The sequence below is a fragment of the Pleomorphochaeta caudata genome (genome assembly GCF_055395745.1).
This window is the reverse complement of sequence record NZ_AP042458.1, coordinates 1,500,647-1,525,048: the sequence shown is the minus strand read 5'-3', so window position 1 is coordinate 1,525,048 and position 24,402 is coordinate 1,500,647. Positions and strand designations below refer to the sequence as shown.

At 28.7% G+C, this 24,402-nt stretch carries 21 protein-coding genes; 4 read left to right on the top strand and 17 right to left on the bottom strand.

The window, feature by feature from the left end; all coding sequences use genetic code 11:
* Positions 1-10: 10 nt before the first annotated feature.
* The 5 genes from ACZ5RS_RS07005 to ACZ5RS_RS06985 all read right to left on the bottom strand — a co-directional run bounded on the left by ACZ5RS_RS07005 (position 11) and on the right by ACZ5RS_RS06985 (position 7,238).
* Positions 11-1,690: an ABC transporter permease gene (locus tag ACZ5RS_RS07005; RefSeq protein ID WP_464638721.1), complete on the bottom strand. Its 1,680-nt coding sequence runs from the start codon at positions 1,688-1,690 to the stop codon at positions 11-13.
* A 98-nt stretch (positions 1,691-1,788) separates the two neighbouring features.
* A complete protein-coding gene (locus ACZ5RS_RS07000) occupies positions 1,789-2,811 on the bottom strand; it encodes an ABC transporter substrate-binding protein (protein WP_464638719.1) in 1,023 nt (340 codons plus the stop codon).
* Positions 2,812-3,178: 367 nt separating this feature from the next.
* Positions 3,179-4,171 (bottom strand): LacI family DNA-binding transcriptional regulator, encoded by a 993-nt coding sequence (locus ACZ5RS_RS06995; protein WP_464638717.1) that lies wholly within the window; start codon positions 4,169-4,171, stop codon positions 3,179-3,181.
* 246 nt (positions 4,172-4,417) lie between these two features.
* On the bottom strand, positions 4,418-6,874 hold the full coding sequence (locus ACZ5RS_RS06990) for a DsrE/DsrF/DrsH-like family protein (protein ID WP_464638715.1): 2,457 nt from the start codon (positions 6,872-6,874) through the stop codon (positions 4,418-4,420).
* The gene (locus tag ACZ5RS_RS06985; protein ID WP_464638713.1) at positions 6,864-7,238 is read right to left on the bottom strand and encodes a transcriptional regulator, SarA/Rot family; all 375 of its coding nucleotides are present in this window, start codon (positions 7,236-7,238) and stop codon (positions 6,864-6,866) included. The genes ACZ5RS_RS06990 and ACZ5RS_RS06985 overlap by 11 nt, the downstream gene beginning before the upstream one ends.
* 811 nt (positions 7,239-8,049) lie before the next feature.
* Here ACZ5RS_RS06985 and ACZ5RS_RS06980 point away from each other — a divergent pair.
* Positions 8,050-8,550: a hypothetical protein gene (locus tag ACZ5RS_RS06980; RefSeq protein WP_464637670.1), complete on the top strand. Its 501-nt coding sequence runs from the start codon at positions 8,050-8,052 to the stop codon at positions 8,548-8,550.
* A 188-nt stretch (positions 8,551-8,738) separates the two neighbouring features.
* On the opposite strand, the gene ACZ5RS_RS06975 is transcribed toward ACZ5RS_RS06980, so the two are convergent.
* The 6 genes from ACZ5RS_RS06975 to ACZ5RS_RS06950 all read right to left on the bottom strand — a co-directional run bounded on the left by ACZ5RS_RS06975 (position 8,739) and on the right by ACZ5RS_RS06950 (position 15,053).
* Positions 8,739-8,978, bottom strand: a complete 240-nt coding sequence (locus ACZ5RS_RS06975; RefSeq protein ID WP_464637668.1) for a hypothetical protein — start codon at positions 8,976-8,978, stop codon at positions 8,739-8,741.
* Between the two features lie 288 nt (positions 8,979-9,266).
* Positions 9,267-9,698: a GNAT family N-acetyltransferase gene (locus ACZ5RS_RS06970; RefSeq protein ID WP_464638712.1), complete on the bottom strand. Its 432-nt coding sequence runs from the start codon at positions 9,696-9,698 to the stop codon at positions 9,267-9,269.
* 159 nt (positions 9,699-9,857) lie between these two features.
* Positions 9,858-11,912, bottom strand: a complete 2,055-nt coding sequence (locus ACZ5RS_RS06965; RefSeq protein ID WP_464638711.1) for a beta-galactosidase — start codon at positions 11,910-11,912, stop codon at positions 9,858-9,860.
* 12 nt (positions 11,913-11,924) lie between these two features.
* Positions 11,925-12,758: a carbohydrate ABC transporter permease gene (locus ACZ5RS_RS06960; RefSeq protein WP_464638710.1), complete on the bottom strand. Its 834-nt coding sequence runs from the start codon at positions 12,756-12,758 to the stop codon at positions 11,925-11,927.
* Complete coding sequence (locus ACZ5RS_RS06955) at positions 12,751-13,665, bottom strand: carbohydrate ABC transporter permease (protein WP_464638709.1); 915 nt, start codon at positions 13,663-13,665, stop codon at positions 12,751-12,753. The genes ACZ5RS_RS06960 and ACZ5RS_RS06955 overlap by 8 nt, the downstream gene beginning before the upstream one ends.
* A 92-nt stretch (positions 13,666-13,757) precedes the next feature.
* Complete coding sequence (locus ACZ5RS_RS06950; RefSeq protein ID WP_464638708.1) at positions 13,758-15,053, bottom strand: ABC transporter substrate-binding protein; 1,296 nt, start codon at positions 15,051-15,053, stop codon at positions 13,758-13,760.
* A 429-nt stretch (positions 15,054-15,482) separates the two neighbouring features.
* Here ACZ5RS_RS06950 and ACZ5RS_RS06945 point away from each other — a divergent pair, with 429 nt between their 5' ends.
* Positions 15,483-16,490: a LacI family DNA-binding transcriptional regulator gene (locus ACZ5RS_RS06945; protein ID WP_464638707.1), complete on the top strand. Its 1,008-nt coding sequence runs from the start codon at positions 15,483-15,485 to the stop codon at positions 16,488-16,490.
* 106 nt (positions 16,491-16,596) lie between these two features.
* Here ACZ5RS_RS06945 and ACZ5RS_RS06940 read toward each other — a convergent pair whose 3' ends face one another.
* From ACZ5RS_RS06940 to ACZ5RS_RS06930, 3 genes are read right to left on the bottom strand one after another with little or no spacing between them, the layout of a single operon-like run.
* Entirely contained in the window at positions 16,597-17,529 is a 933-nt protein-coding gene (locus ACZ5RS_RS06940; RefSeq protein WP_464638706.1) for an ABC transporter permease, read from the bottom strand.
* Positions 17,522-18,466, bottom strand: coding sequence for an ABC transporter ATP-binding protein (locus tag ACZ5RS_RS06935; protein ID WP_464638704.1), 945 nt, complete (start codon positions 18,464-18,466; stop codon positions 17,522-17,524). Before ACZ5RS_RS06935 ends, ACZ5RS_RS06940 begins: the two co-directional genes overlap by 8 nt.
* 11 nt (positions 18,467-18,477) lie before the next feature.
* Positions 18,478-19,641, bottom strand: a complete 1,164-nt coding sequence (locus ACZ5RS_RS06930; protein WP_464638703.1) for a COG1470 family protein — start codon at positions 19,639-19,641, stop codon at positions 18,478-18,480.
* 363 nt (positions 19,642-20,004) lie between these two features.
* Here ACZ5RS_RS06930 and ACZ5RS_RS06925 point away from each other — a divergent pair, with 363 nt between their 5' ends.
* Together ACZ5RS_RS06925 and ACZ5RS_RS06920 are read left to right on the top strand one after the other, a co-directional pair.
* Positions 20,005-20,601, top strand: a complete 597-nt coding sequence (locus tag ACZ5RS_RS06925) for an FMN-dependent NADH-azoreductase (RefSeq protein ID WP_464638702.1) — start codon at positions 20,005-20,007, stop codon at positions 20,599-20,601.
* A gap of 214 nt (positions 20,602-20,815) precedes the next feature.
* Entirely contained in the window at positions 20,816-21,325 is a 510-nt protein-coding gene (locus tag ACZ5RS_RS06920; RefSeq protein ID WP_464638701.1) for a ferritin, read from the top strand.
* Between the two features lie 216 nt (positions 21,326-21,541).
* Here the strand turns inward: ACZ5RS_RS06920 and ACZ5RS_RS06915 are convergent, their stop codons facing one another.
* From ACZ5RS_RS06915 to ACZ5RS_RS06905, 3 genes are all read right to left on the bottom strand, one after another.
* Positions 21,542-21,952: a hypothetical protein gene (locus tag ACZ5RS_RS06915; RefSeq protein ID WP_464638700.1), complete on the bottom strand. Its 411-nt coding sequence runs from the start codon at positions 21,950-21,952 to the stop codon at positions 21,542-21,544.
* A gap of 401 nt (positions 21,953-22,353) precedes the next feature.
* A complete protein-coding gene (locus tag ACZ5RS_RS06910) occupies positions 22,354-23,349 on the bottom strand; it encodes a D-isomer specific 2-hydroxyacid dehydrogenase family protein (protein WP_464638699.1) in 996 nt (331 codons plus the stop codon).
* A gap of 15 nt (positions 23,350-23,364) precedes the next feature.
* Entirely contained in the window at positions 23,365-24,381 is a 1,017-nt protein-coding gene (locus tag ACZ5RS_RS06905; protein WP_464638698.1) for a PTS sugar transporter subunit IIC, read from the bottom strand.
* Between the last annotated feature and the right edge of the window lie 21 nt (positions 24,382-24,402).

Below are 24,402 nucleotides of genomic sequence, written 5' to 3'. Positions count from 1 at the left end.
TTTTTCCTTATTATTCAAGATTAGAAAAGTTCATTCCCTTTCCTATTTTATTAGTTACTAGCTGAATTGCGCCTAAAGCAATTAAAACAATTGCTACTAGTAATAAACTCATCGCTGCAGCTTGAGCATATTGGCTATTATCAACAAAGCCTAAAATTGCTACAGTAATTAAATTCCACTTGCCAGAAACTACAAATATAATTGCACTAATTGCCGTCATTGATCTAACAAAACTATTAGCCAAACTTGAAAATAATGCAGGAGTAATCATTGGTAGTGTGATTTTTCTAAATGTTGTACCGCTATCTGCACCACAATCTATTGACGCCTCTTCAATTGATGGATCAATTTGATTTAATGCCGCTACTCCATTTCTAATGCCAACAGGCAAATTTCTAAAAATTAATAGAGCAATTATTATTGTAGCTGAACCTGTTAAGGAAACAGGTAATAATGAACTAGGATTATTAAATGCTAGAATATAACCAATACCAACAACAGTTCCAGGAACTGCAAAAGTAAGCATGGCAGACAACTCCATTAAGTTTTTACCAATAAACTGTTTACGAGTAACTAAATATGCTATAAACATGCTTAAAAGTCCTGTAATTGGAGTAACAATGAGGGCTATTACAAAGGAATCTTGTATATAGCTTTTTCCTGAATCCCACATTTGAATGTAGTTATTTAATGTAAATGAAGAATCTACACCCCATAATTTTTGGAAAGATCCCCAAATAACCATTCCATAAAACAGTACAACTACAAAAGCAAAGAAAATACAGAAAAAATAAATTGGAAGTTTTACATACCATTCCAAATTCTTTATTGTAGATGCAGTAGGTTTCCCTGTAACAGTCACAAAAGATTTTTTTGCAAGTAAATATCTTTGAATATAGAAAGCTAATACGGTAGGAATTAATAACATAATTGCTAAAGTTGCACCTCGTGCTAAATCATACATTCCAGTTATTTGCAAATATGCTTGAACTGATAAGACTGAGAAATCTCCAGAAATTATCATTGGGTTACCAAAATCAGCTAATGATTGAATAAAAACTAATAACCAAGCACTAACTAAACCAGGAGTTGAAAGTGGAAAAATAATTGTAGAAAAAACTCTAATTCTTGAAGCCCCACAATCAGCTGCTGCTTCTTCTAATGCAGGATCAATTGATTTTAATATTCCAACTAAAGCCAAAAAAGCAGTAGGAGTGTATGCTATTACTTCAACAATAGTTAATCCTGTTAAGCCATAAATATTTCCAAGCCAATTACTTAAAATCCCAGAACGGCCAAAAAGTAAAATACATGCTAACGCTACAACAAAAGGTGGTGAGACCATTGGAAATGTAGCTATTAGTCTAAATATACTTTTACCTTTCATAGGGGTTCTTGTTATCGCATAAGCAAAAACAAATCCGAAAAATGTACCAATAGTTGCAACTAGAACACCTAGTATTAAACTATGAATTAGTGGTTTTATATAGTAAGGTTGAAAAATAACCTCTTTAATATTTTCAAAACTAAATTTACCTTCATATGTAAAACTAGTTTTAAAAACTTGAAAAATTGGGAAGATTACAAACACTATTAGAAGATAAAAAATAACTAAAATAGAAATCAACAAAAGAGGTTCTCTTGCTATTTTTTTTATATCATCTATTGTTTGTGAACGTTTATTGTTCATCTTAATTTAAATCCTTTTTGTTTAGAAAAAATGCAATCCTATAAACTTAATAAATTAAAATATAATAGAATTGCATAGCAAATTAATTATAAGAAATACTATTTACCGATTGTATCTCTCCAAGCCTTAACATTATCATTTTTGTCTAAGCCTAGTTTTACAGCATCATAATCAACTAGATTTATATCTGTTAATTTGACAGAACCTTCAACTACATCTGCTTTAGGATTTACAGGTAATCTGTTATAATTTTTAAATAGATTTTGAGCAGAAACACTAAAACACCAATCTACAAAGATTTTAGCTTCTTCCATTTCTTTTCCGCCCTTAATTAAAGAGACGCCACCTACTTCATAACCAGTACCTTCTTCTGGGAATGACATTACTAAAGGATATCCTTGTTTTATACCTTTAGATAAAATATCATGTGAAAAACCAATACCTACTGCACATTCACCTAATCCAGCACGTGCTATACAAGCACTACCTGATTTAGTATATTGATGGATATTTTTATCTAATTCTTTCCAATATTCTAAAGCGCCATCTAAACCTTTTAATTCAATAATAGTTCCAAAAGTAGTATATGCTGTACCAGAAGTATAAGGATAAGCCATTTCAATTTGTCCCTTGAAAACAGGATCTAATAAATCTTGCCAAGAAGTTGGAGCTTGAATATTATGTTCTTTAAGAAAATTTGTATTTGAAACAAATGCTATTGCACCAGTATAAAATCCATTCCAAGCATTATCACTGGCATGAAGATTATCAGCTAATGTAAAATCAATATTTGGTTGATAAGGTTCTAAAAGACCTTTTGATGCAGCACTGATATGGTCAGTACTTGATCCACCATACCAAACAGAAGCTTGTGGGTTATTCTTTTCTGCTTCAACTCTAATTGCTACTTCACCAGCACTCATTCTAACAAAATTAACTTTAATACCAGTTTCTTTTTCAAATGCTTCTATATAATACTTAGCCTCTTCAGTATCAAGAGCTGTATACATATTTAAAGTTTTATATTCTTTAACCGCAGAGGTTTCCTCATTGGTACCGTTTGCCATTACAGAAGAAATTACTAACATAGTAACACACAATACTGCAATAATCCTTTTCATATTATCCTCCTTATCTCGAAAATATGATTTTCGAAATATGTTTTTTGTTTAACCAAATTTAAGAATAAATTTGATATAAAAATTTTTACCTCTTTTACTAGGATAAAACGATTTTTATAATTGTCAAGGAAATCAATAAAAATTTTTTGCATTATTTTTCGTAAATTAGATTTTGTTATATAATTTTAATAAATATATATACAAAAAAGAATTATATAAAATAAATTAAATAATATATATATAAAAAAATTAAATAAATAATAATTTATTTATTAGATTTTATAATCGGTTGCATAAATTTTGCAAAATATTTTACAAAAAAAATTCTTTCAATTTTAAAAAAAATCAAAAGAATAATTCTAAAAATTTAACATGATTCTCGTTTTATAATGTCTCCAGAAACAATAATCGTAACTGGATTATTATACAACTCTTTATTATTGATTAGTTCGATTAATCTATTTGCTGCAAGACGACCCATTTGAGCAACTGCTAATTTTGCTGTAGTCAAAGGAGGATTTGATAAATGAGCCCAAGGTATATCATCAAAACCAACAATACAAATATCATCAGGTACAGAATATTCTGTAGCACGCAAAGCATGAATAAAGCCTATTGCCATAACATCGTTTGCAAAGGTAATTCCAATTCTTTCTTTTTTGGAAAGTTTAAATAAAGAAATTGCATTCTTACCCTCTTCCAAAGTTGTATCGTCAAGATGATATATTTCACTATTTAAAGAATGTTCTTTAATTGCTTTTTCATACCCTTTTACACGTTCAAAATTATTATACCAAGAAGCAGGACCTGTTATATGTAAAACTCTTTTTATCCCTTTCTCTATAACTAAATTTGTTAATTTATATTCTAATTCTTCATCATTACAAATTACACTATTAACCTGGGTCTGTCTTAAATTGTTTTCTAAAAGCACAAATGGAATATCATATTTTTGGATTGAAAAGATAGTTTTTGAAGGGATAGATTGACCTCTAACAATAAAACCTGCAAAGTCTTGAGGGGAAAGAGGTGTATTAGTAAAATCAATTTCATCTTCATTATAATACAATGGAATAACTATAAAACCATTTGATACAAAAATATCTTGAAATTGAGATAATGTATGACTAAAGAAAAAAGAATCTTGATCTTGAAATCTTTTTCTTGCAACTATTCCAATAAATTTTGCCTTTGAGAAAGCTAGATTTTTAGCTAAATAATTAGGAGAAAAACCTTCTCTTTTTACAGCCTCTAACACTTTGTCCCTAGTTTTTTTACTTATTCCTGGTTTATCATTAAGCACCCTAGAAATTGTTGATGGTGAAATATCAATTTTTTCAGATAATTCTTTTAGTGTCACAATAAACCTTCTTTTTTTAAGTTTTAATACAAATCAATATATCATTATTTATGATAAAATTCCACTCAAAATTTTTATTTACTAGTTTTTAGCTAATTAAAACATTAAATATAATAATTAGAATTTATTAAAATATATAGGATACACCAATCAATAATTTTAAAATTAACATAAAAAATGACTATCTTAATTCATTTCTAGTAAATTAAGATAGTCTAATTTCTGACTGTTATATGTTAAACAAAATTATACAAATAGATTTACGTCACATTCACTTGCAGCTTGCATATAAGTTGCTACACCACCAACTTCAACTCCATCAAGAAGTTCACTTTCATGAACACCCATGATATCCATTGACATTTGACATGCAACCATTCTTACACCACTAGCCTTAGCTTGATTGAACATACTTCTTAATTGATCTACTTTTTTCTTTTTCATTCTGCTCTTCATCATTTTTGGACCCATTCCAGCAAAATTCATGCTAGAAAGTTTTAAATGATCCATATCACTTGGGAGCATAGCAGTAAACATTTTACCCATAAAGTCTTTTTTAACTTTCTTATTTGGTTTCTTTTTCAATACTGATAATCCCCAGAAAGTGAAGAACATAGTAACATCTTTACCTGAAGCTGCAGCACCATTAGCTAGAACAAAAGAAGCAAGAGCTTTATCAAAATCATTAGAGAAGACAATTAAGGATGCACCATTTTTAGTCATAGCTACTTGTTTTTCAAGAGCAGCACCTTTTTTAATAATTGCTTCAATAACACCTTCATTCTTACTTAAGTCTAAAAGAGTATTATTTGTCATCTTACACCAAGAATTAACATCCTTATGGAAACCTGGATCAGTTGCACGAATCTTTAATACTTGACCAACTTCAAGATCATCTACTCTCTTCTTCAATTGTAGAATAGGACCTGGACATTGCAATCCACATGCATCAATTTCTACAATATCGTCATCTGTTAAATCAATTTCAACATCATTACATACTGTTTTATTTAATACATTTTCTAATGGAATATTATGTCTAGCTTCTCTATCATCCATAATAGCTTTAAGAGTTTTATAACCACCTGTTAGGTTATAAATTTTTGTGTAACCGTTTTGTGCTAAGATTCTATAAGCAATATGAGCTCTTAAACCAATACCACACATTACAATTACTTCTCTATCTTTAGGAATTTCATTCATTCTTGTTCTAATTTCTGTATGAGGAATTAGAACAGAACCTTCAATTGAACCTAATTTAAATTCATCTAATGTTCTTACATCAACTAATAAAGCGCCTTCTTTAAGTTTCTTTTCAGCTTCTTTATAATCAATTACTTTATCAAGTCCATCATATGCATTTATAGCAATGAAGCCTAACATATTTAAAATATCTTTTGCTCCATTAAATGGAGGAGCGTAAGCTTGTTCAAAATTCGTTAAGTCTTCAATTGTTCCACCTTTAGAAATGTAAGCAGATAAAACATCTAACTTTTTATCAATTGAAGCATAACCAACAGCTTGTCCACCATATAATTTTCCAGTTTTGCCATCATAAAGGATCTTTGCACTTAATGATAATGCACCTGGATAATAGCCAGCATGATGAGATGCATGTGTAACAGCAACTTTATAATCAATGCCAGCTCTTTCTAACATTTTTTCATTTAGTCCAACGCTACCACAACTTAAATCAAATACTTTAGCAATACTATTTCCATAAGTACCAACATATTCTCTACAAGTTCCAGTTACGATAGCATCAGCACAAAGTCTTGCCATTTTATTAGCAGGACCAGCAAGAGCAATTGCGTTATTGCCTTCTAATTGTGGAGAAGGATATTCAATAACATCACCAATAGCACTAATATTTTTATCACTAGTAAAACATAATTTATCAACAATAATATGACCTCTAGGTCCTAATTCTAAATTAGCAGCTTTTGCTAATTGAGAGGAAGGTCTTACACCAATTGATAAAATAACAAAATCAACATCTTCGATAGTAGAATTAGGTAAAACTACATTAACTTTATCGCCTACTCTATCAACAGATTGAAGAGCTTGTGATAAATATAATTTTACACCATTTTGACGTAATGTTTCGTGTACTGGAGCAACCATATCCATATCCATGGTTAACATAACTTGCTCAGCGGCTTCAACAAGAGATACATCAATACCTCTTTCAATTAAGTTTTCTGCCATTTCAATACCAATGAAACCACCACCAACAACTACTGCTTTTTTTGCACCTTGTAACTTTTCAACAACTTTGTCGATATCAGGAACATTTCTTACTTTTAAAACAGCGTCATCGTCCATACCATTAATTGGTGGAACAAAAGGTTCACATCCTGGACTTAAAATCAAATGGTCATAAGCTTGTTCGTGTTCTTTTCTTGTTTGAACATTTACAGCTTTAACAGTTTTTTTCTCCCTATCGATAGAAACAACTTCAGTCTCTATGCGTACATCAATATTAAATGCATTAGTAAAAGTAGAAACTGGTGTAACAAAAAGATTATCTCTTTCTTTTATTGTGCCACCGGCATAATAAGGTAATCCACAGTTAGCAAAACTAACATATGGTCCTTTTTCATACATGATAATTGTTGCTGTTTCATCAAGTCTCCTTAATCTCGCAGCAACACCTGCACCTCCGGCAACACCACCAACAACTACATAAGTTTTATTGCTCATTAATGTTTTCTGTTCCTTTTAATATTGCTTCTTCAATATAAGGAGGGAATTCAGCATCACATGCGTGTAATTGTTCTAACACTTTTTGACCTCTTTGAGAAAGAGATATATGAACTACACGTTTGTCACTTCTTGAATTTCTTCTATTAATTAATTTTTTTGCTTCTACTGAAGTAAGCAGTCTACTAGTTCGAGAAGGCGAAAGATTCATTTGTTTTGCAATAGCAGCTGGTTCAGTATATCCTGTATCAATAGCACATAAAATTGCTGCTTCATTAAAAGTAACGCCTACATCTACTTTCAAATGATCTTCTACTTGATGAAGATCCATTATCAATTGTCTTAAAGCACATAAGTTTATCATTTTTTTCCTCACTTGATAAAATTTGCTTATTGCAAATATTTCTACATTAAAATTTTTCTATTAAAAAATAACTTCCTACAGTAAGTTTCATAAAATATTTTCTAATTGTCAACTAATACATAACAAAATACATAAAACTTCAAATAAAAAACATTTTCAAGAACATTTGTAAAAAAAATAGTAAAGAAATGTGCTTTTTTATGAAAAATCTATTTATATATTAACAATACTAAAAAAAAAATCAAGTAGTTGCTACTAAAAACTATATTTTTTTATTGATTTAACTTTAAGACCTGCATTTTTATACCCTATAAGCAAAAAGAGCCAATTTAGTTAACATTAACAACCAATATATATGTAACTTAATCACATATTAATTATATTAAAAATTCAAAATATTAAACTTTTCATTAAAAATTACAAAATAAATTATAAATAATCATTTTTTTTAAAATAAAAAATTACTTAATTAGAAATTTATAAATATTTAACCTCATTTATAAAAAATCATTAAAAAAGAATTAGACAATCATTAAAAAAATAAAATTTGTAAAAGATAGTTCATCACTAAAAATAAAAAAAATGGAACGATTTTATTATTTTTTTTATATAAAATCAAACTTATTGCATATGTTGGGTACTTACTACATGTTTTATTGCTATTTAATTCGTTGTATTATAAGCATTTATATATTTTTTGTATTTTTTTGTAATATTTTTTATAATAATTGTTGACATAAGTTACAAGATATTATATAGTAAAACCATAAAGAAACTAAATAACAAAATTAATTAAAAGGAAAACAAAATTATGAAAAAATTATTAACTATCTTAGCAGCAGCTTTAATCGTATCAGCTCCAGTATTCGCAACTGTATCTTTCTCAGGTAAAACAGCAGACGTTCAATTAAAAACAAATATTGAAGAAACTCCTGTTTCTTATGAATTAGCTTATGACGGTGATGTTATTGATGATCAAACTACTAATTATGAAATTGGTGTTTTAACTTTAACTAAAGACGGTTCTACTAAAGACTTTACTGTTATAGCTACAAGTAACTTAAACAACGACTTAAGCGTATTAGTAGAAGTAGTTCCTTCTACATTCCAAACAACTTTAAATAATGGTGATGATGATTATGATTCAGGTATTAAACCAAGTGTTAATACATCTAAAGAAGTAGCAACTCTAACTGCTGGTAAACACGTTGACTTATTAGTAAATAAATTTAACTTAAGCTGGAGTGGTGATGAAGATCTTCCTGCTGGTGATTATGTAAGTAACGTAAAGATTATGTACTCCATTAACTAGAACATATATATAAAAAAATAGGAAATCATTAAGAGAGTGGCAGCTTTAATAAGCTGCCCTTTATTATGTCCAAACAAATTAATAAAAAAATAAGAAACCCAATTCTGATTTTCCCTTCCAGAATTGGGTTCGCAAGTTTTTATATATCGTCTGTCTTCGATAAAATTTCAAATAAAGTATTTTAATTACTAAAGAGCACTTATTGATAAAACATCGGCATCATAAGCATCTGTTACATCGCCTTCACTATCAAAGAAATCAAATCTAACATTATCCATATTAGTTTTAACTTCAAAAGAATTATCAGTTTGTTCAAAAGTAATTTTCTCAGGAACATAAGCTGCGATTCTGATTGTTACAGACTTAGCAGTTAATGAAAAAACTGTAGTTAATAAAATTAAAGCTAATAATAAAACTTTCTTCTTCATTGTCTTTTGCTCCTTACATCCATAATATATGTTAGAAGTTTGTATAAGTCAACATAAAAATAATAAAAAAGTATAAAAAATATTAATATACCCCCTAAAATATGCAATTATTATACAATAATTAAATACAATGTATAATAAGCAACAATGTAATAAGTTTGTAGAAGTAAGTTAAAACTGACGTATTTTTTCTTAGGTTAGCTTTATTTTTTTAAAATTAAGAAATAAAAAAACAAACCCCGCTATTTAGAGATTTGTGATTTTTAAAGTAAGAATAATAGTAAAAAATTAAATGTTATTTTTATCAATAGAAAGATTTCTATAAACTAAATCTGGTCTATCAATAAAACCTAACGATTTCCAAAATTGATTACCATTTAAATTATTTGAATAAACAACTAAAGCAACTTTTTTTATACCTTCTCTATCTAGAGCTTCAATTACTTTTTCGACAAGAAAGGTTCCAATATTTTTCCTTTGGAAATCTTTATGGACAACAGCATGATAAATATATCCTCTTCTTCCATCATTACCGCACAAAATAGCACCAACTAGTTTGTTATTAATTCTGCAAATAAAATTTGTATTAGGATTTCTATTTAAGAATTTAGAAATACCTTCTTTTGAATCATCAAGAGATCTCAATCCCATACCTTCAGTATTTGACCATAACTTATACATTTCATCATAATCATCAATATTCATTTCTAAAAAATTCAAATTATTCCTCCTAAAAAAGTATTTATAAAATAACTATAATAAAAAAAATTAAACACATAAATATAATTTTAATTTAATATGTTTAATAAAAACAAAAAAAGTCTAGAATTCTTACTTTTTTAAGAACTCTAGGCTAATAGTTATTTAAAAAATTTGAACTTACAAATCTTTTATTCTCTTTAAAATTTTTATTCCATAGGAAGGAAGTGTTATTTCATTTATTACCTTTTTTTTGCTTTCTAAATCAATATATATATTTTCACAAATAGGTAATAATATTGAATTATTGTTGAAATTCATTATAAAAATGTAATCTTCCTTATTGTTGCTCCTTTTTTGACAGGTTACCCCTTGTGGAAGTGTTGCTTTTAAATTTCTTTCTATATCTAATTTATCACAAAGATTACTATAAAAATCATCATAAAAAGAATCTTCAGCCCGAGCTGCAAAATACCAAACTGTTCCTTTTTTATATTTATTTCTAGTAATAGCTGGTGTATTAGCCATATGATTTAAAGAATATTTTGCAACCACTTCAGCTGTATCTATTCTTAACCTATCAGCATAATGAAATACTTCATATTCTTTTTCTTGTAAATCATCAAATTTAAGTTTAATTTTCTGTTGTAATGGAGAACTTATTACATCAGTATCTTCAACTACTACTCCAGCTAAATCTTTTAATTGACCTGGGAAGCCTCCCATAAAACATAAATCACTTGAATTCACTAATCCAGTTAAATATGTAAGAATCAAAGTTCCTCCATTTTCAACAAATTTATGGAACTTTTCTGAAACACCCTCTTTTAACATATATAACATTGGAGCTACTAGTAATTTATAATTATCAAAATCTAAAGCCTTACTGTCTATAATATCACAAGAGATTCCTAGATTCCAAAAAGCTCTATAATTTGCTATACATCTATCTTGATAACATTTATTTTGACTTCTTGGTAATTGAGCTAAGGATAGTGCCCACTCATTTTCTAAATCATATATTATAGCAACTTCAGAATTTGTTTTAGTTGAAACAATTGAGGAAAGATTACTTAACTTATCTCCTACCTCAACTACATCTTTAAAAACTTGTGTTTGGTCATCACCTAAATGATTTACAACAGCTCCATGAAATTTTTCTTCTCCTCCACGGCTTTGGCGCCATTGAAAATATTGTACTGAATTTGATCCATGCGCTATTGCCTGCAAAGAAGATAATAAATGCATATTAGGTTTTTTGGGAATACTAATTCCTTGCCAGTTTGTAGCACTTGGAGTTGATTCCATTAACATGAATGGAGCATTTTTATAGGATCTGTGCATATCATGAAAGAAAGATGTTTTGACTCCTTCCATCCATTCTTTATCTCCTAAATGCCATCTAGGATAACTATCCCAAGAAACAATATCCACATATTTCGCAAAATCCCAATAATTCAAATCAACATTAGGTAACATAAAATTTGTTGTTATAGGGATATTAGGAGTCTCCTTTCTCAGTACTTCTATTTCTGATTTAAAAAAATCTAAGGTTTGATCACTTATAAATCTTTTCCAATCTAATAATAATCCATTAATCGAGGTATCTGATGGGAATATTTGTTGCCAATCAGTATATTTATGGCTCCAAAAAGTTGTCCACCAAGCTTTATTTAAATTATCTAAAGTAACATATTTTTTCTTTAACCAATCTCTAAAAGCATTTATACAATGATCACAATAGCATTCACCAGCATTATATTCATTCGAAACATGCCACAAAAGTAAATTTTTTCTATTTCCGTATCGCTTAGCTAATTTCTCATCAATTATTGCAACTTTTTCTCTATATATAGGAGAGGTTCTGCAATGGTTATGTCGCTCTCCATGAGGCTCTCTATTTCCATTAATATCAACTCTACAAACTTCAGGATACTTATAACTTAACCAAGCTGGTTTTGCGCCACTTGGAGTCCCTAATATTGCATATATATTATTTTCTTCAAGTCTATCAAAAAGAGTATCTAACCAATCAAAATCAAAAACACCTTCCTCAATTTCTAAAACAGACCAAGAAAAAATTCCAATACTCATAACATTGCATTTAGCTTTTTTCATATACTCAAAATCAATATCAAGAATATCTGGATAATCTAACCATTGTTCATAATTATAATCAGCACCATGAAGTAGCATAGATGATTTAAGCCTAATAGGCTTAATATTATTTGTCATAATTAAATCTCCTTATTTAATTGATCCTGTAATACCTTGAGTGAAATATCTTTGCATTGCAAAGAAGATGACTAACATTGGTAAAATACAAAATAGAACAGAAAGCATAAGCACGCCATAATCAGTAACATAACCAGATTGCAAACTAGCAATTAACATTGGCATTGAAATACTATCGTTACTTTGCATTATTATTTTTGGCCATAAAAAGTTATTCCAACCATTCATAAAAACAACAGTTACAGCTGCTGCAAATACTGCTTTCTGTGTAGGAATATATATGTGTGTAAAAATTCTAAATTCTCCTAACCCATCAATTCTAGCAGCATCAATAATCTCATGTGGAAAGGATCTTGAATTTTGTCTAAATAGCATTATCAAAAACGGAGTTGAAATTGTTGGCAATATAAAGCCAGCAGTTGAATTTAATAATCCAAATTTAGCAACCATTTGATATAATGGAATCATCAACGCAGCAAAAGGAATCATCATAGCTAAAAGCAAAATAGAAAATAATCTATCCTTATGTTTATCATGATAAATTTCAAATCCATAACCTGCAATTGAACACACAATTAAACTAATGATTGTCATCATTCCAGCATATTTAAAAGAATTCCACATAGCTTGCCATAAATTTGTTGTTTCTACTAATTTATGATAATTTGCTACTAAATTACTTCCAGGAATAAGAGTCCCAGAAATTACATCTACACTTTTATTTGTTGCAGCTATCAACATCCAAAATAATGGGAAAACTGACAGTATTACTGATATAATTAAAAAAGTATAAGTTCCAGCGCCTAAGGCTTGAGCATTTTTTGTTTTTTTATTTTTACTAATCACGGACATCCACCACCTTCATTTGGATAAAAGCTAAAAAAGCAACCAAAACTAAAATAATATAGGAAAGAGCAGCAGCATAACCAAAATTTGGTACATATTTAAAGGATAAATTATAAATATAATGCGACATAGTTATTGAAGCATTAGCAGGTCCTCCTGAAGTTAAGTTTACTGACTCATCAAACAATTGTAGAGTTCCATTAATTGACATAATGCTTGTTAATAAAATCATAGGTTTTAATAAAGGAGCTGTAATACTAAAAAAAGTTTGTATCTTTGAAGCACCCTCTAATTTTACAGCTTCATAAATTGATGGATCAATATTCTGCAGTCCAGCTAAATAAAAAACAACGTTATAACCTGTCCATCTCCAAATCAAAGCTACGATTATTACAATTCTTGCACTAGTGGGATGTCCTAAAAAATTATATGCTTTAGATAAAATTCCTAAATTTAATAAAATGGTATTAAAATATCCATCAATAGCAAACAAACTTCTAAAAATTACTGAATAAGCAACTAAAGGTGTCGCACAAGGCAAAAAAAGTAAAATTCTAAATAGTCCTTTGTATTTTAAATTTGGATTATTTAATATTGAAGCTAAAATAATAGCTAATACCAACATAACAGGAACTTGAATAATTAAATAAAAGAAATTGTTCTTTAAAGATTGAATAAAGATTTTATCTTTAGTCATTCTTATAAAATTATAAAAACCTGCCCATTCCATATTTGCACCAATACCTGTCCTAAAAGACATATACAAAGCTTTAAACATAGGAAAGAAACTCATTGCAAAAATCAGCAATGCTGCAGGAAGTATAAAAAACCAACCTGTAATTGATAATTTCTTTTCTATAGTTAATCTATTATTAATTTGCCGTGTTTTCTGCTGTTCATTCTTCAAAATAAAATACCCCTCCAAGATTCAAATTAACACACATAGCGAAAAGCTCTAAAACTTTCCACTATGTAATGTTATAAATTATACTATATTAATTAGTTACCCATCATAAAATTAACAGTATCTTGTGCATCCTGGAAAGCTTGCTTAGCTGAAGTTCCAGTTTGAATTTGTGTAATTGCAGTACAAACAGCATCTCTTGCATCATAGTAATAAGCACCACCAGTAATCGCAGGAACTTTTCCTGCAAATTCTGTAATAATTGACATGATTGGTTGATTATTAAAGAATGCATTTGGTTGGCTATATACTTGAGAACTAGCAGCAGGAAGATAAGTACCTAATACACCATTTTGAGCAACAGCATCATATAATTGTGTTGAACCACCAAATGTTTTAGCAAAGAAATCAGCTGCTAAATCTACATTCTTACAAGCTGAGGAAACAGCCCAAGATGATCCACCATTATTTGAATAATTTGTGGCTGAAGCAACTCCATCCAATGAAGGCATATTTGTAATTTCCCATTTTCCTGCTTGATCAGTTGCACCTTGAATTGTAGCAGCAATCCAACAACCGGTCATTGTACCTGCAACTGCACCACTAGTGAATGAATTTGTATAACCAGACCAATCTGTTGCTTCAACACAAGTTCCATCATCTAACATTTTCATATATGTATCAGCAACTTTATATAAAACATCGTTATTTACTATGTTAGGAGTTCCATCAGCATTAAATAAGGATACACCAGCTGATTGAAGCATCATGTTAATGATATCAGATGATCCAGCTTGAGCTGAAAGTAAAGGTTTTCCTGTTTTCTCTAAAACAACTTTAGCTTGTTCTAACCATTTTGACCAAGTAATATCTGTAAAATCATCAATTGTATAACCAGCTTTTGCTAATACATCAATTCTATAACCAAAAATTACAGCACCATTATCAAAAGGTACTCCAAAATTCTTACCATCAACAATAGAATAACCTGCTTTTCCTGCAGCAAATTGACTATAATCTATATTTGTATTACTTAAATCAGTAAAAACATTTGGAAAACTCATATAATTCTTTTGAAATGCATTATCTTGAATTAAGAATATATCTGGCAATCCTTTTAAATTTCCTGAAGAAGCAATTGTTGTTAATTTTGTTTGTAAAGTATTCCAATCGCCTTGATCTTGAATATCTAATTTAAACTCAGGGTGATCCTTTTGATATAATTCAGCTGCTTTTTGCATTGTAGCTCCATTAAATCCCATATCCCATAACCAAACAACTAGTTCATTACTATCTGAGACATCAGCTTTCGCTTCCTGTTGACCAGAAGCCATTAATAAACTTGAAGCAGCAAAAGTAATGCATGCTAAAGTTAAAATAAATTTTTTCATGTAATTCTCCTTTTTAACAATCAATCGGTTTGAACAACCGGTTATTCAATTAAATGGTAGCATTAAGAATTATACCTGTCAAATAAAATTTAGTTTTTTTTATTAGGTCTCTAAATAAATTAAAGTTTTATAAAATAATACAACAAAAAAAAGAATAAACACACATCAAATATATTTTAGCTAATTTATTATTTACAAAAGAATTATTAAACAATATTAACTGCATTTATTTATTGTCTTGCTATATAAACTCAAATGAATCTTAAAAAATAGAGCAAATCAATACTCTAAAAAAGTATAATAAATTCCTCATTAGTAAACTCAAAATATATTCAATTTGTTGCGCATTTTTGCGCAATTTTTACCATTTTTACAAAATCTTTAATAATTTTGTTGCGCTATATAACAAAGATATGATACAAAAAGAATATGGATAATAAAAATGATAAACCTTATACCCTTGAAGCTATTGCTAATGAATTAGGTGTTAGCAAAACAACTGTATCTAGAGCAATTTCTGGAAAAGGAAGAATTGGGTATAAAACTAGAGATAAAATACTAAAATTTATTAAAGAAAATAATTACAAACCTAATGTAATTGCTAGAGGGCTTGCTGAAAAGAAAACCTATAATATAGGTCTTGCTTTACCAGAAGAACTAAAAGCATGGGACTCCCCTTTTTGTCATAAGAGTATAAATGGAATATGTGAAATTGCTTCAGAAAACGATTATGATTTAATACTCTTATGGATTAGTAATAATAATATTTCTCAACTAAAAAGAATTGTAGATAATCACAAAGCTGATGGATTAATATTAACAAGAACAATGATAGAGGATGATCCTGTAAAATTTTTAAAAGAATCAAATACTCCTTTTGTAGTAGTTGGATCTTCCACTGATAAAGAAGTTACTCACGTCGATAATGACCATGTAAGTGCATGTAAAACTCTAATGGAACTTCTTTTAAGCAGAGGTTTAAAAAGTTTTGTGTTAATTGGCGGGGATACTCAACTTTGTGTTACAAATAATAGATTAAAAGGATACAAACTAGCTCTAAAAGGCAAAGACTCTAGAATAAGTAGTAAAATTATTTTAGAAGCTGTAAACCAAGCTCAAATAATAAAAGCGACTGATGAAGCTTTAGAAACTAATCCAGATTGTATAATTTGTATGGACGATTTTATTTGTTCAATAGTTATGACTAGATTAAATGAAAAAGGAATATCAATCCCAAAAGATATATCAGTTGCAACATTCTATCGAAGTGTAATGCTTGAAAGTTTTAATCCACCAATTACTGGATTAGAATTTGATGAGAAAAAACTGGGTGGAATAGCTTGTGAAATCTTAATTCAAAAACTTCAAGGTAAAGAAGTAAATGATTTTTTGAATTCTGATTATAGATTATTTATGGGAAAATCAATTAAACAATAAAATTTAATTTTAATTTTGCGGAGATAACACATATCTATCTCCGCAAAAAACAAAATATTTCAAAAAATGACTACTCTCGAAATAGTACCGAGAATAATAACTCTATCTACATTCTAATTTCTTTTCTTTGGAATTTAATATATCCAAGAGTAAAGATTAAGATTATCACAGCAACAAATTCTGTTATCTGAGGCCAAATTAATAATAAACTCTGTGAAAGAGGCAATGGAGAACCTGAAATTGCGCCTTCCATTTGATAGAACATAACAGGACCTAAGGATCTTGTAGTTGGCCTTAAAATCGCAATCGATGCTTTATTAAACAATATATAAGGAGAAATATTAGACAACATTGAATAAATATTTAATGCAGTTAATTGATTTCCACTCACATTATAAGCAATCAACTCTGATATTGGAGACCAGAAAATCATTAAAAATAACCAAAGAGCAATAGATAAAAACGCTGAAGTTGACCCTTGTTTATAAGTAATTGAGAAAAACATTGCTATAATATACCAAATACCAGCATATAAAAGTGTTATAATATAAAAAACTAATGCCCTTCCAATTTGTTCTGTTGTTGGTGGAACGCCAAAAATTAACATACCTGAGCCAATAACAATTAAAAACAAGCTCAATAACATTATTGCTAATGCTCCTAGAGCACCTAATGCTTTTGCAAATAAAAGTACATCTCTAAAAATTGGTTGAGATAAAATTCTTCCCAAAGTTTTTTGAGAAAACTCCTTATTCACAGCATCAAAACCTAAGGCAATTCCCAAAATAGGAATTAAAAACGACATTAAATTTAAAAAAGATGGAAAACTATCTTTACTTGTAGTAAAAAAAGTTAATAACAAAAAACTATCTTCACTTACATAATTCTTTATCGTTTGTGCAGAAATATATAAACTAATTGCTGCAGTTGCCAAAATGAGGATTAGCATTACTATAAATCTTACAGATTTCATAATATCAAAAAATTCTTTTTCAAATACAACCGAGAAACCTGTTAAGGAAGATTCTTTTTTACTCATCTACTCCTCCTTTATAATATTGGTTATAAACCTCATCTAGAGAATGTTCATATGTCGCGATTTTGTTTATGTTTATATTATTTTCTACTAAAGTATTTACCAAATCACTTCTAATATCTTTGGTACAACTAAGATGCCAAATACCATCTTTGACAACAAAGCTCTTTATATCTTCATTTTTCTTTAATAAATTGGATATATTTTTTCTTGAACTAATATCTAATTCAATCAAATAATCCTCACCATAAATTTGTTTTGAAAGATTTTTTACACTACCCTTTGCAAGCAATTTTCCTTTAGAGAATAATCCAACATTATCACAAATATATTGAACCTCATTTAATTGATGAGAAGAAATTAAAATAGTCATTTTTTCTTCTTCATTTAATTTTTTAATAATATCTAAAAAATCCTTAATACTCTTTGGATCTAAGCCCTGTGTTGGCTCGTCCAAAATTGCAATCTCTGGATGCTTAATTATTATCTCACACAAGCCTAAACGTTGTTTCATACCATGAGAATATGTGGATACTTTCTCATACATTCTTTCTTTTAATCCCATTTTTTCTAAAGTTTCTACAATAGTTTTATCTCTAGTCTCTTTTGGGATATTTAATAATTTTGATGTATATTCAATATTCTCAAATGCATTTAAATCTTCATAAAACCCTACACTATCAGGCAAGTATCCAATTCTACTTTTAACTTTTAAAGGATCAGTTAATGGATTTAATCCAAGAACTTCTATCTCTCCTTCTGTAGGTTCAATCAATCCTAAAATCATTAACAAAGTTGTTGTTTTTCCACTACCATTTGGACCTAATAAGCCAAAAATTTCACCTTTATTCAAATTAAGATTCAATTTATCAACGGCAGTAAATTCATTGGAATATTTTTTTGTGAGATTATTAATTTGTAAAACTTTTTCAGTTTTCATTATTTAATCTCCTATCTTCTTCCAAATTTCTTTGTTGCTAAAAGTAATATTATAACTGCTGCTGCAATAATAATTATAGAAATAATTCCCCATGTTGATGCGGTTTTTACTGTAACTCTAAATTGAGGGGTACTCTTTGCTGAAGTACTCGAAGTTGCAGTAGCTCTCATTTGATAATCACCAGTAATAGCTTCTGAAGCAGGAGTAACATTCATTTTTACTTCTGTTGTTTGACCAGCTGCTAAACTATCAACTTTTTCTGGTATAAATGATACTTTCCAATTCGATGGACTTGATGATGTTAATTTTATGTCTTTAGATTCTGCAGTTCCTTGATTCTTTAATTCTAGGGTAAAGGTTTTTTCCTTTCCGGCAACTGCTGAGAAACTTAATAAGCCATCCGGACCAGAAAGACTTAAATTATCTTGTCCTTTAATTTTTAAATTTACATCAGAACTAGCACTAGTAGTTGAAGCTTTTGCAACAATAGAAATAGGATAATTACCTTCTTCAACTCCTTGTGGTGGAGTTACAGTAACTTTAACTGTTGAGGATTTCCCGGCATCAATTGATATAGTATTAATTTCTTTTGTACCATATTGTTCTTTGAATGTTGTTTTAAATCCATCAGGTGCTTGAGAAACTAAATCCATAAAAGTTGAAGCGGCACTATTATTTTTGATAGTTACATTAAAGCTAAAATCAGTTCCTGGATTTCCTTCTAATTGATCTAATTCGCTTTTTATTGAAAGTCTTTGTGGGATTTTTTGACCTAAATAAACAGTTAATGGAAGACTATAAGAATAACCTTCTGCAGTTGAAGCTTTTACTGAAAAATCATATTTTCCACTTTTTACATTCTTCGGAGGAATAAGCCACAGTTGTGCTGAGACAGGTTTATCCTGATCTGAAAAGACAGCATTGATTTTTCCGCCACCACCAACAAATTGGGATTCCCAACCACTTGGTAAGTCGACTATTGATAAATCAACCCTGGAAGGTGTTATCTGATAATTCTTTACAGATAGATCAAATATAATCATTGAAGTATCGTCTAAATTTAAAGAAGGATATTCTGTTGAAACTGAAAGTCCTTCATAAGAAGTTGCAAAAATAGATGAACTTATTACCAATGTAATAATCAGTAATAATACCATAAACTTACTTTTTTTCATGATTTATTCCTCCATAGAATATAATTCAAAAATCACTATAGGAAGCTAATATCATGGGGTCAATATTTTTTCTGCATTCTTCATTTTTCTATTATTATCTACATATTTATATTTAAATAGTTAATATTATTTACACATATGTACATAATTCTTTAAAGTTTATTTATGGATAACAAATTCATCTAATTGCGCTTTCCTTTAGTTTTTTAATTCCTACTAACTTTGTAGAGATTATGTGTAATTCGAGATAAAATACTTCACTATTTCTTTAATAAATATATTTTTATTTATATGTTATTAAAAAAATAAAATTTAGATAATATTTTATTTTAAATTTAAAATCTAAATTTCATGAGGAAAAATATGAGTAAAATTTTATACATCAAAGCTAATCTAAGGGATGATAATACTTCAAGATCATTAATTGTAGCTAATTCCTTTTTAGAAGAATATAAAAAGAAAAATCCTAAAGATGAAATTATTACACTCGACTTATACAAAGAAAATATTGATTTTCTAAGAATGGATAGTCTAATTTCTATTGGTAGCAGAAAAACAGAAGATAGTAAAAAAGATCCTTTGTTAAAATATGCTTATCAATTCACTGAAGCTGATAAATATATTATTGCTGCTCCTATGTGGAACTTAGGAATTCCAGCTATTTTGAAAGCATATATTGATAATATATGTGTTGGTGGTATTACTTACAAATATACAGAACAAGGTCAAGTTGGCCTACTCGAAAATAAGAAAGCAATATTTTTTAATAGTAGAGGTGGCATATATGCTAATAGCCCAGTTGAAAATTGTGAAAAATATATGAAAGACATCATGACTTTCTTAGGAATCGATGACTTTAAATCGGTTTCAATTGATGGGGTTGATATAATTGGTTCTGACATTGATAAAATAGTTAATGATGCAAAAGTAAAAGCAAATAATCTTTTAGAAAATTTCTAAAAGATAAAAAATTCTTATTTGAGTATAATAGTCCAAAGTAAAATAATATTTTTTACTTTGGTATTTTTTTAATCTAACTAATTAAAATATAATTTCAATTTATTAGCCTAGATTAACTTTTCTTTTTTTCGACTTAGTGTTAAACTTAGTGTATAATAATAACTAATGATAGATAAAATCTTAGTTAAAAAGAAATTAATAAGGAGAAGACAAAATGGACAAAAACGTAGCTAGTTTATTAAACAAACAAATAAATAAAGAATTCTTTTCTGCATATTTGTATTTAAGCTTTGCAAATTATTGTGAATCTCGTGGCCTAAGTGGTTTTTCACACTGGTATGAAGTTCAAGCTCAAGAAGAAAGAGATCATGCTTTACTAATTGTAAAATATTTACAAAATAATGATCAAGATATAGTTTATGAAGCAATTGATAAACCAGATAATACTTGGAAAGATGAATTGGCAGTCCTAAAAGCTGGACTAGAACATGAACAATATATTACTTCTTCAATTAATGATATTTATGCTCTTGCCTTAGACACTAAAGATTTCAGAACAACTCAATTTTTAGATTGGTTTGTTAAAGAACAAGGTGAAGAAGAGACAAATGCTATTGATTTAATCAAAAAAGCAGAATTAATTGGTGGAGATAGAAAAGGATTATATATGATGGATCAAGAACTTGCATCTAGAGTTTACACCGCTCCATCCCTCGTATTATAATTTTAAAATTAATATAATAGAGATTTTATCTCAATAATTTTTAATAGCTAATGAACTGTTACAAAAGTTAATTTTATATTAACTGAGTAACAGTTCTTTTTATATTTATATTTTCTTATGATTTTAAATATAAACAATAATAATTTTTAAAGGTTTTTATTCTGTTAGTTTAGCAAAAAAGGACCACTTATCATAATGATCCTTTATTATTAATAATTAATTTATTGAAAGTGCTTTCCCATTTTCAATATCAAAACTATCATAGTCTCCAACTGAACCGGAAGATGGGTTAAAAGTTATTTTTACTTTTGCTCCTTCATCATATGTGAAATACAAATCTAGATATTCAGTATCTGAAGTTACAACAGTTAATTGAGCTTCACTACCATCAATTAATATTGGCAATAATGGTAAAGTAACAGATTGACCTTTTGTTAAAACTTGACCCTCATCCAAAGCATCTAAAAAAGCCATCTTTCCAGAGACTCCATTAGAAACACTCACACCAGCAATATTAACAGTATCACTACCATTTTCAATAGTAACACTTGTGTAATCATACATTGAACAACTTGATAATAATGTTAAAGCAACAATTAAAACAGATAACACTAATTTTTTCTTCATAAAGAACTCCTCTTAGGTAACTAATTTATTATAATAAATTTATTATATTAAATTCATTATAAGAGGAAAAAATCTTATTAAACAAGGTTTTTTTAATTTATTTTATATAGCAACAATATTGTTATATTTTATATATGCTGATATCAAATTTAAACTATTATAAAGTAAAAATTGTATTATCTAATTTGCATTTAGAAGGCTTTTATTAAAGATTTATAAAATTTTATTGTACAAGATTCAAATCATTTAAAGTTTATTCTTATGTATTTTTAAACGATTGCTATGTATAAACTTTTCCAATATCAAACAATTAATTAGTTTCATCAAATTGTTTTATAGCATATAAAAAAAGTTGAATTGAAAAGTACAAGTACCTCTCAATCCAACAAAATGAAATAACTTTATTTGATTTCAAAATCTGCACTACCTGTATTCACAAATTGTGCTAGACTGTTTAATCCACAATAAACCATATCTTCTACTGCTTGATCTGTATAAAAAGCTAGATGGTTAGTAAGCACAACATTATCTAAGGATTTTAAAATAGCAATATTCTTATTTGACATGCCAGTCATTCTACAATCAGAGTGGAATACACCAAGCTCTCCTTCTAGAACATCTAAACCAGCTCCAGCAATATGTTTTGAACTTAGACCTTCAATTAATGCATCAGTATCTATTAATTCACCTCTTGCTGCATTAACAATTTTTACACCCTTTTTCATTTTAGCAATACTTTCTTTATTAATCATATGATAAGTACTATCAAATAAAGGTGTATGAAGAGTAATAATATCTGAATTACTAATTAAGGTATCTAAATCAACATAAGTTAAATACTTTTTCATTTCTTCATCTTGATATAAATCATAGCCAAGGATTTTACAACCAAAGCCACTATAGTTTTTAACTACTGCTTTACCAATTCTTCCTGTACCAATTACACCAACAGTCATATTTTTCATTTCTTGACCTTGTAAACCTGGTAATGAGAAATCATGTGCTACATTTCTTTTTAAACACATTAATACTTTTCTATTTATCATTAAAGCAAGCATAATTGCAAAATCAGCAACACAATTTGGTGAATATTGAGCATTACTTACTTTAATATTTAAGCTTTTTGCTGCTTCAACATCAATGTTATTATATCCAGCACTTCTACTAGCTAAATATTTAACACCTAGTTTTGATAATTCTTCTAATACTGGTTTTGAACAATCACAATTTCCTAAAACTGTAACACCAATACTACCTGCAGCCTTACTAACTGTATCAAGAGATAAAGAAGCATTTACATATGTAATATCTAAATTTAATTTTTCTTCATATAAATCAAAACTTGCTTTTTCATCAGAACGACTTGCATAAGCTGTAATTTTTATTTTTTCTGACATTATTTTTATTTCTCCTTATACATCTAATGAATAATCTTCAGGGCTTAAAATCTTAAATATTTTAAAGAAAACATTCTTAAATACAAAGCCTAATACAACTGGAGCAACTGCAAATATTAAAATTGCAATTAACCAGTTCTTTGCAGAATAACCTACAATACCTAAATGGTTAAGAGGACCTACTAAACCACTGATACCAAAACCAGCACTCATTGGAGTTCCTACAATACCTAAAATTGCAGCAAAAACACCTAATATAGCAGCATTACAAACAATTGGTAAAACCATTTTTGGATTCTTTAGGAAATTAGCCATATATAATTTTGGAGAACCAAATACTGATGCTAAAGATGCACCCCAACCATTTTTCTCAAATCCTAAAATTGCTAAACCAAAACCTGCAGCACAAATACCTAAGTTAGCAGCGCCAGAGCCAACGCCTGATAATGAAATAGCTAAAGCAATACCAACTGTAGAAATTGGAGAGATAATAATTATTGAGAAACTAACTGAAATTAATAGTCCCATTAAAATTGGTTGTAAAGTTGTACACCAAGAAATAAAGTGACCAACAGCTCCTGTAATCATTGATACATAAGGAAGTGTAAACATACCAATAAGACCACTAATTGCAATTGCTAAAGTTGGTACAACAATCATTGTATAACTTTTAAAGCGATCACCAAACCAAATTAAAATTAAAGCTGCAATTGCTGCTGTAATACCTGCGTTGATAACATCACCAAGACCAGCTAAAACCATTGAGCCTTCAACTAATTTAATTGCACCACTACCAATCATTGTTGAAATTGCTAATGCAACTGAATGGATTGGTTTCATTTTAAATTGACCAGCAATACAAAGACCCATTGCAAAAGCAGCAAGTCTAGATGCCATTGTTGTAACTGTTACTACTGCAGTAAGACCTAGTGCTTTACTAAGTTCTCCTAAGATAGCACTTGGAACAAGAGCGGCTACAATACCAATACTCATTCCAGTTAAAACTTTATTTGTAAATTCTTTAGCGTTCATAAAAACTCCTAACTGATAATT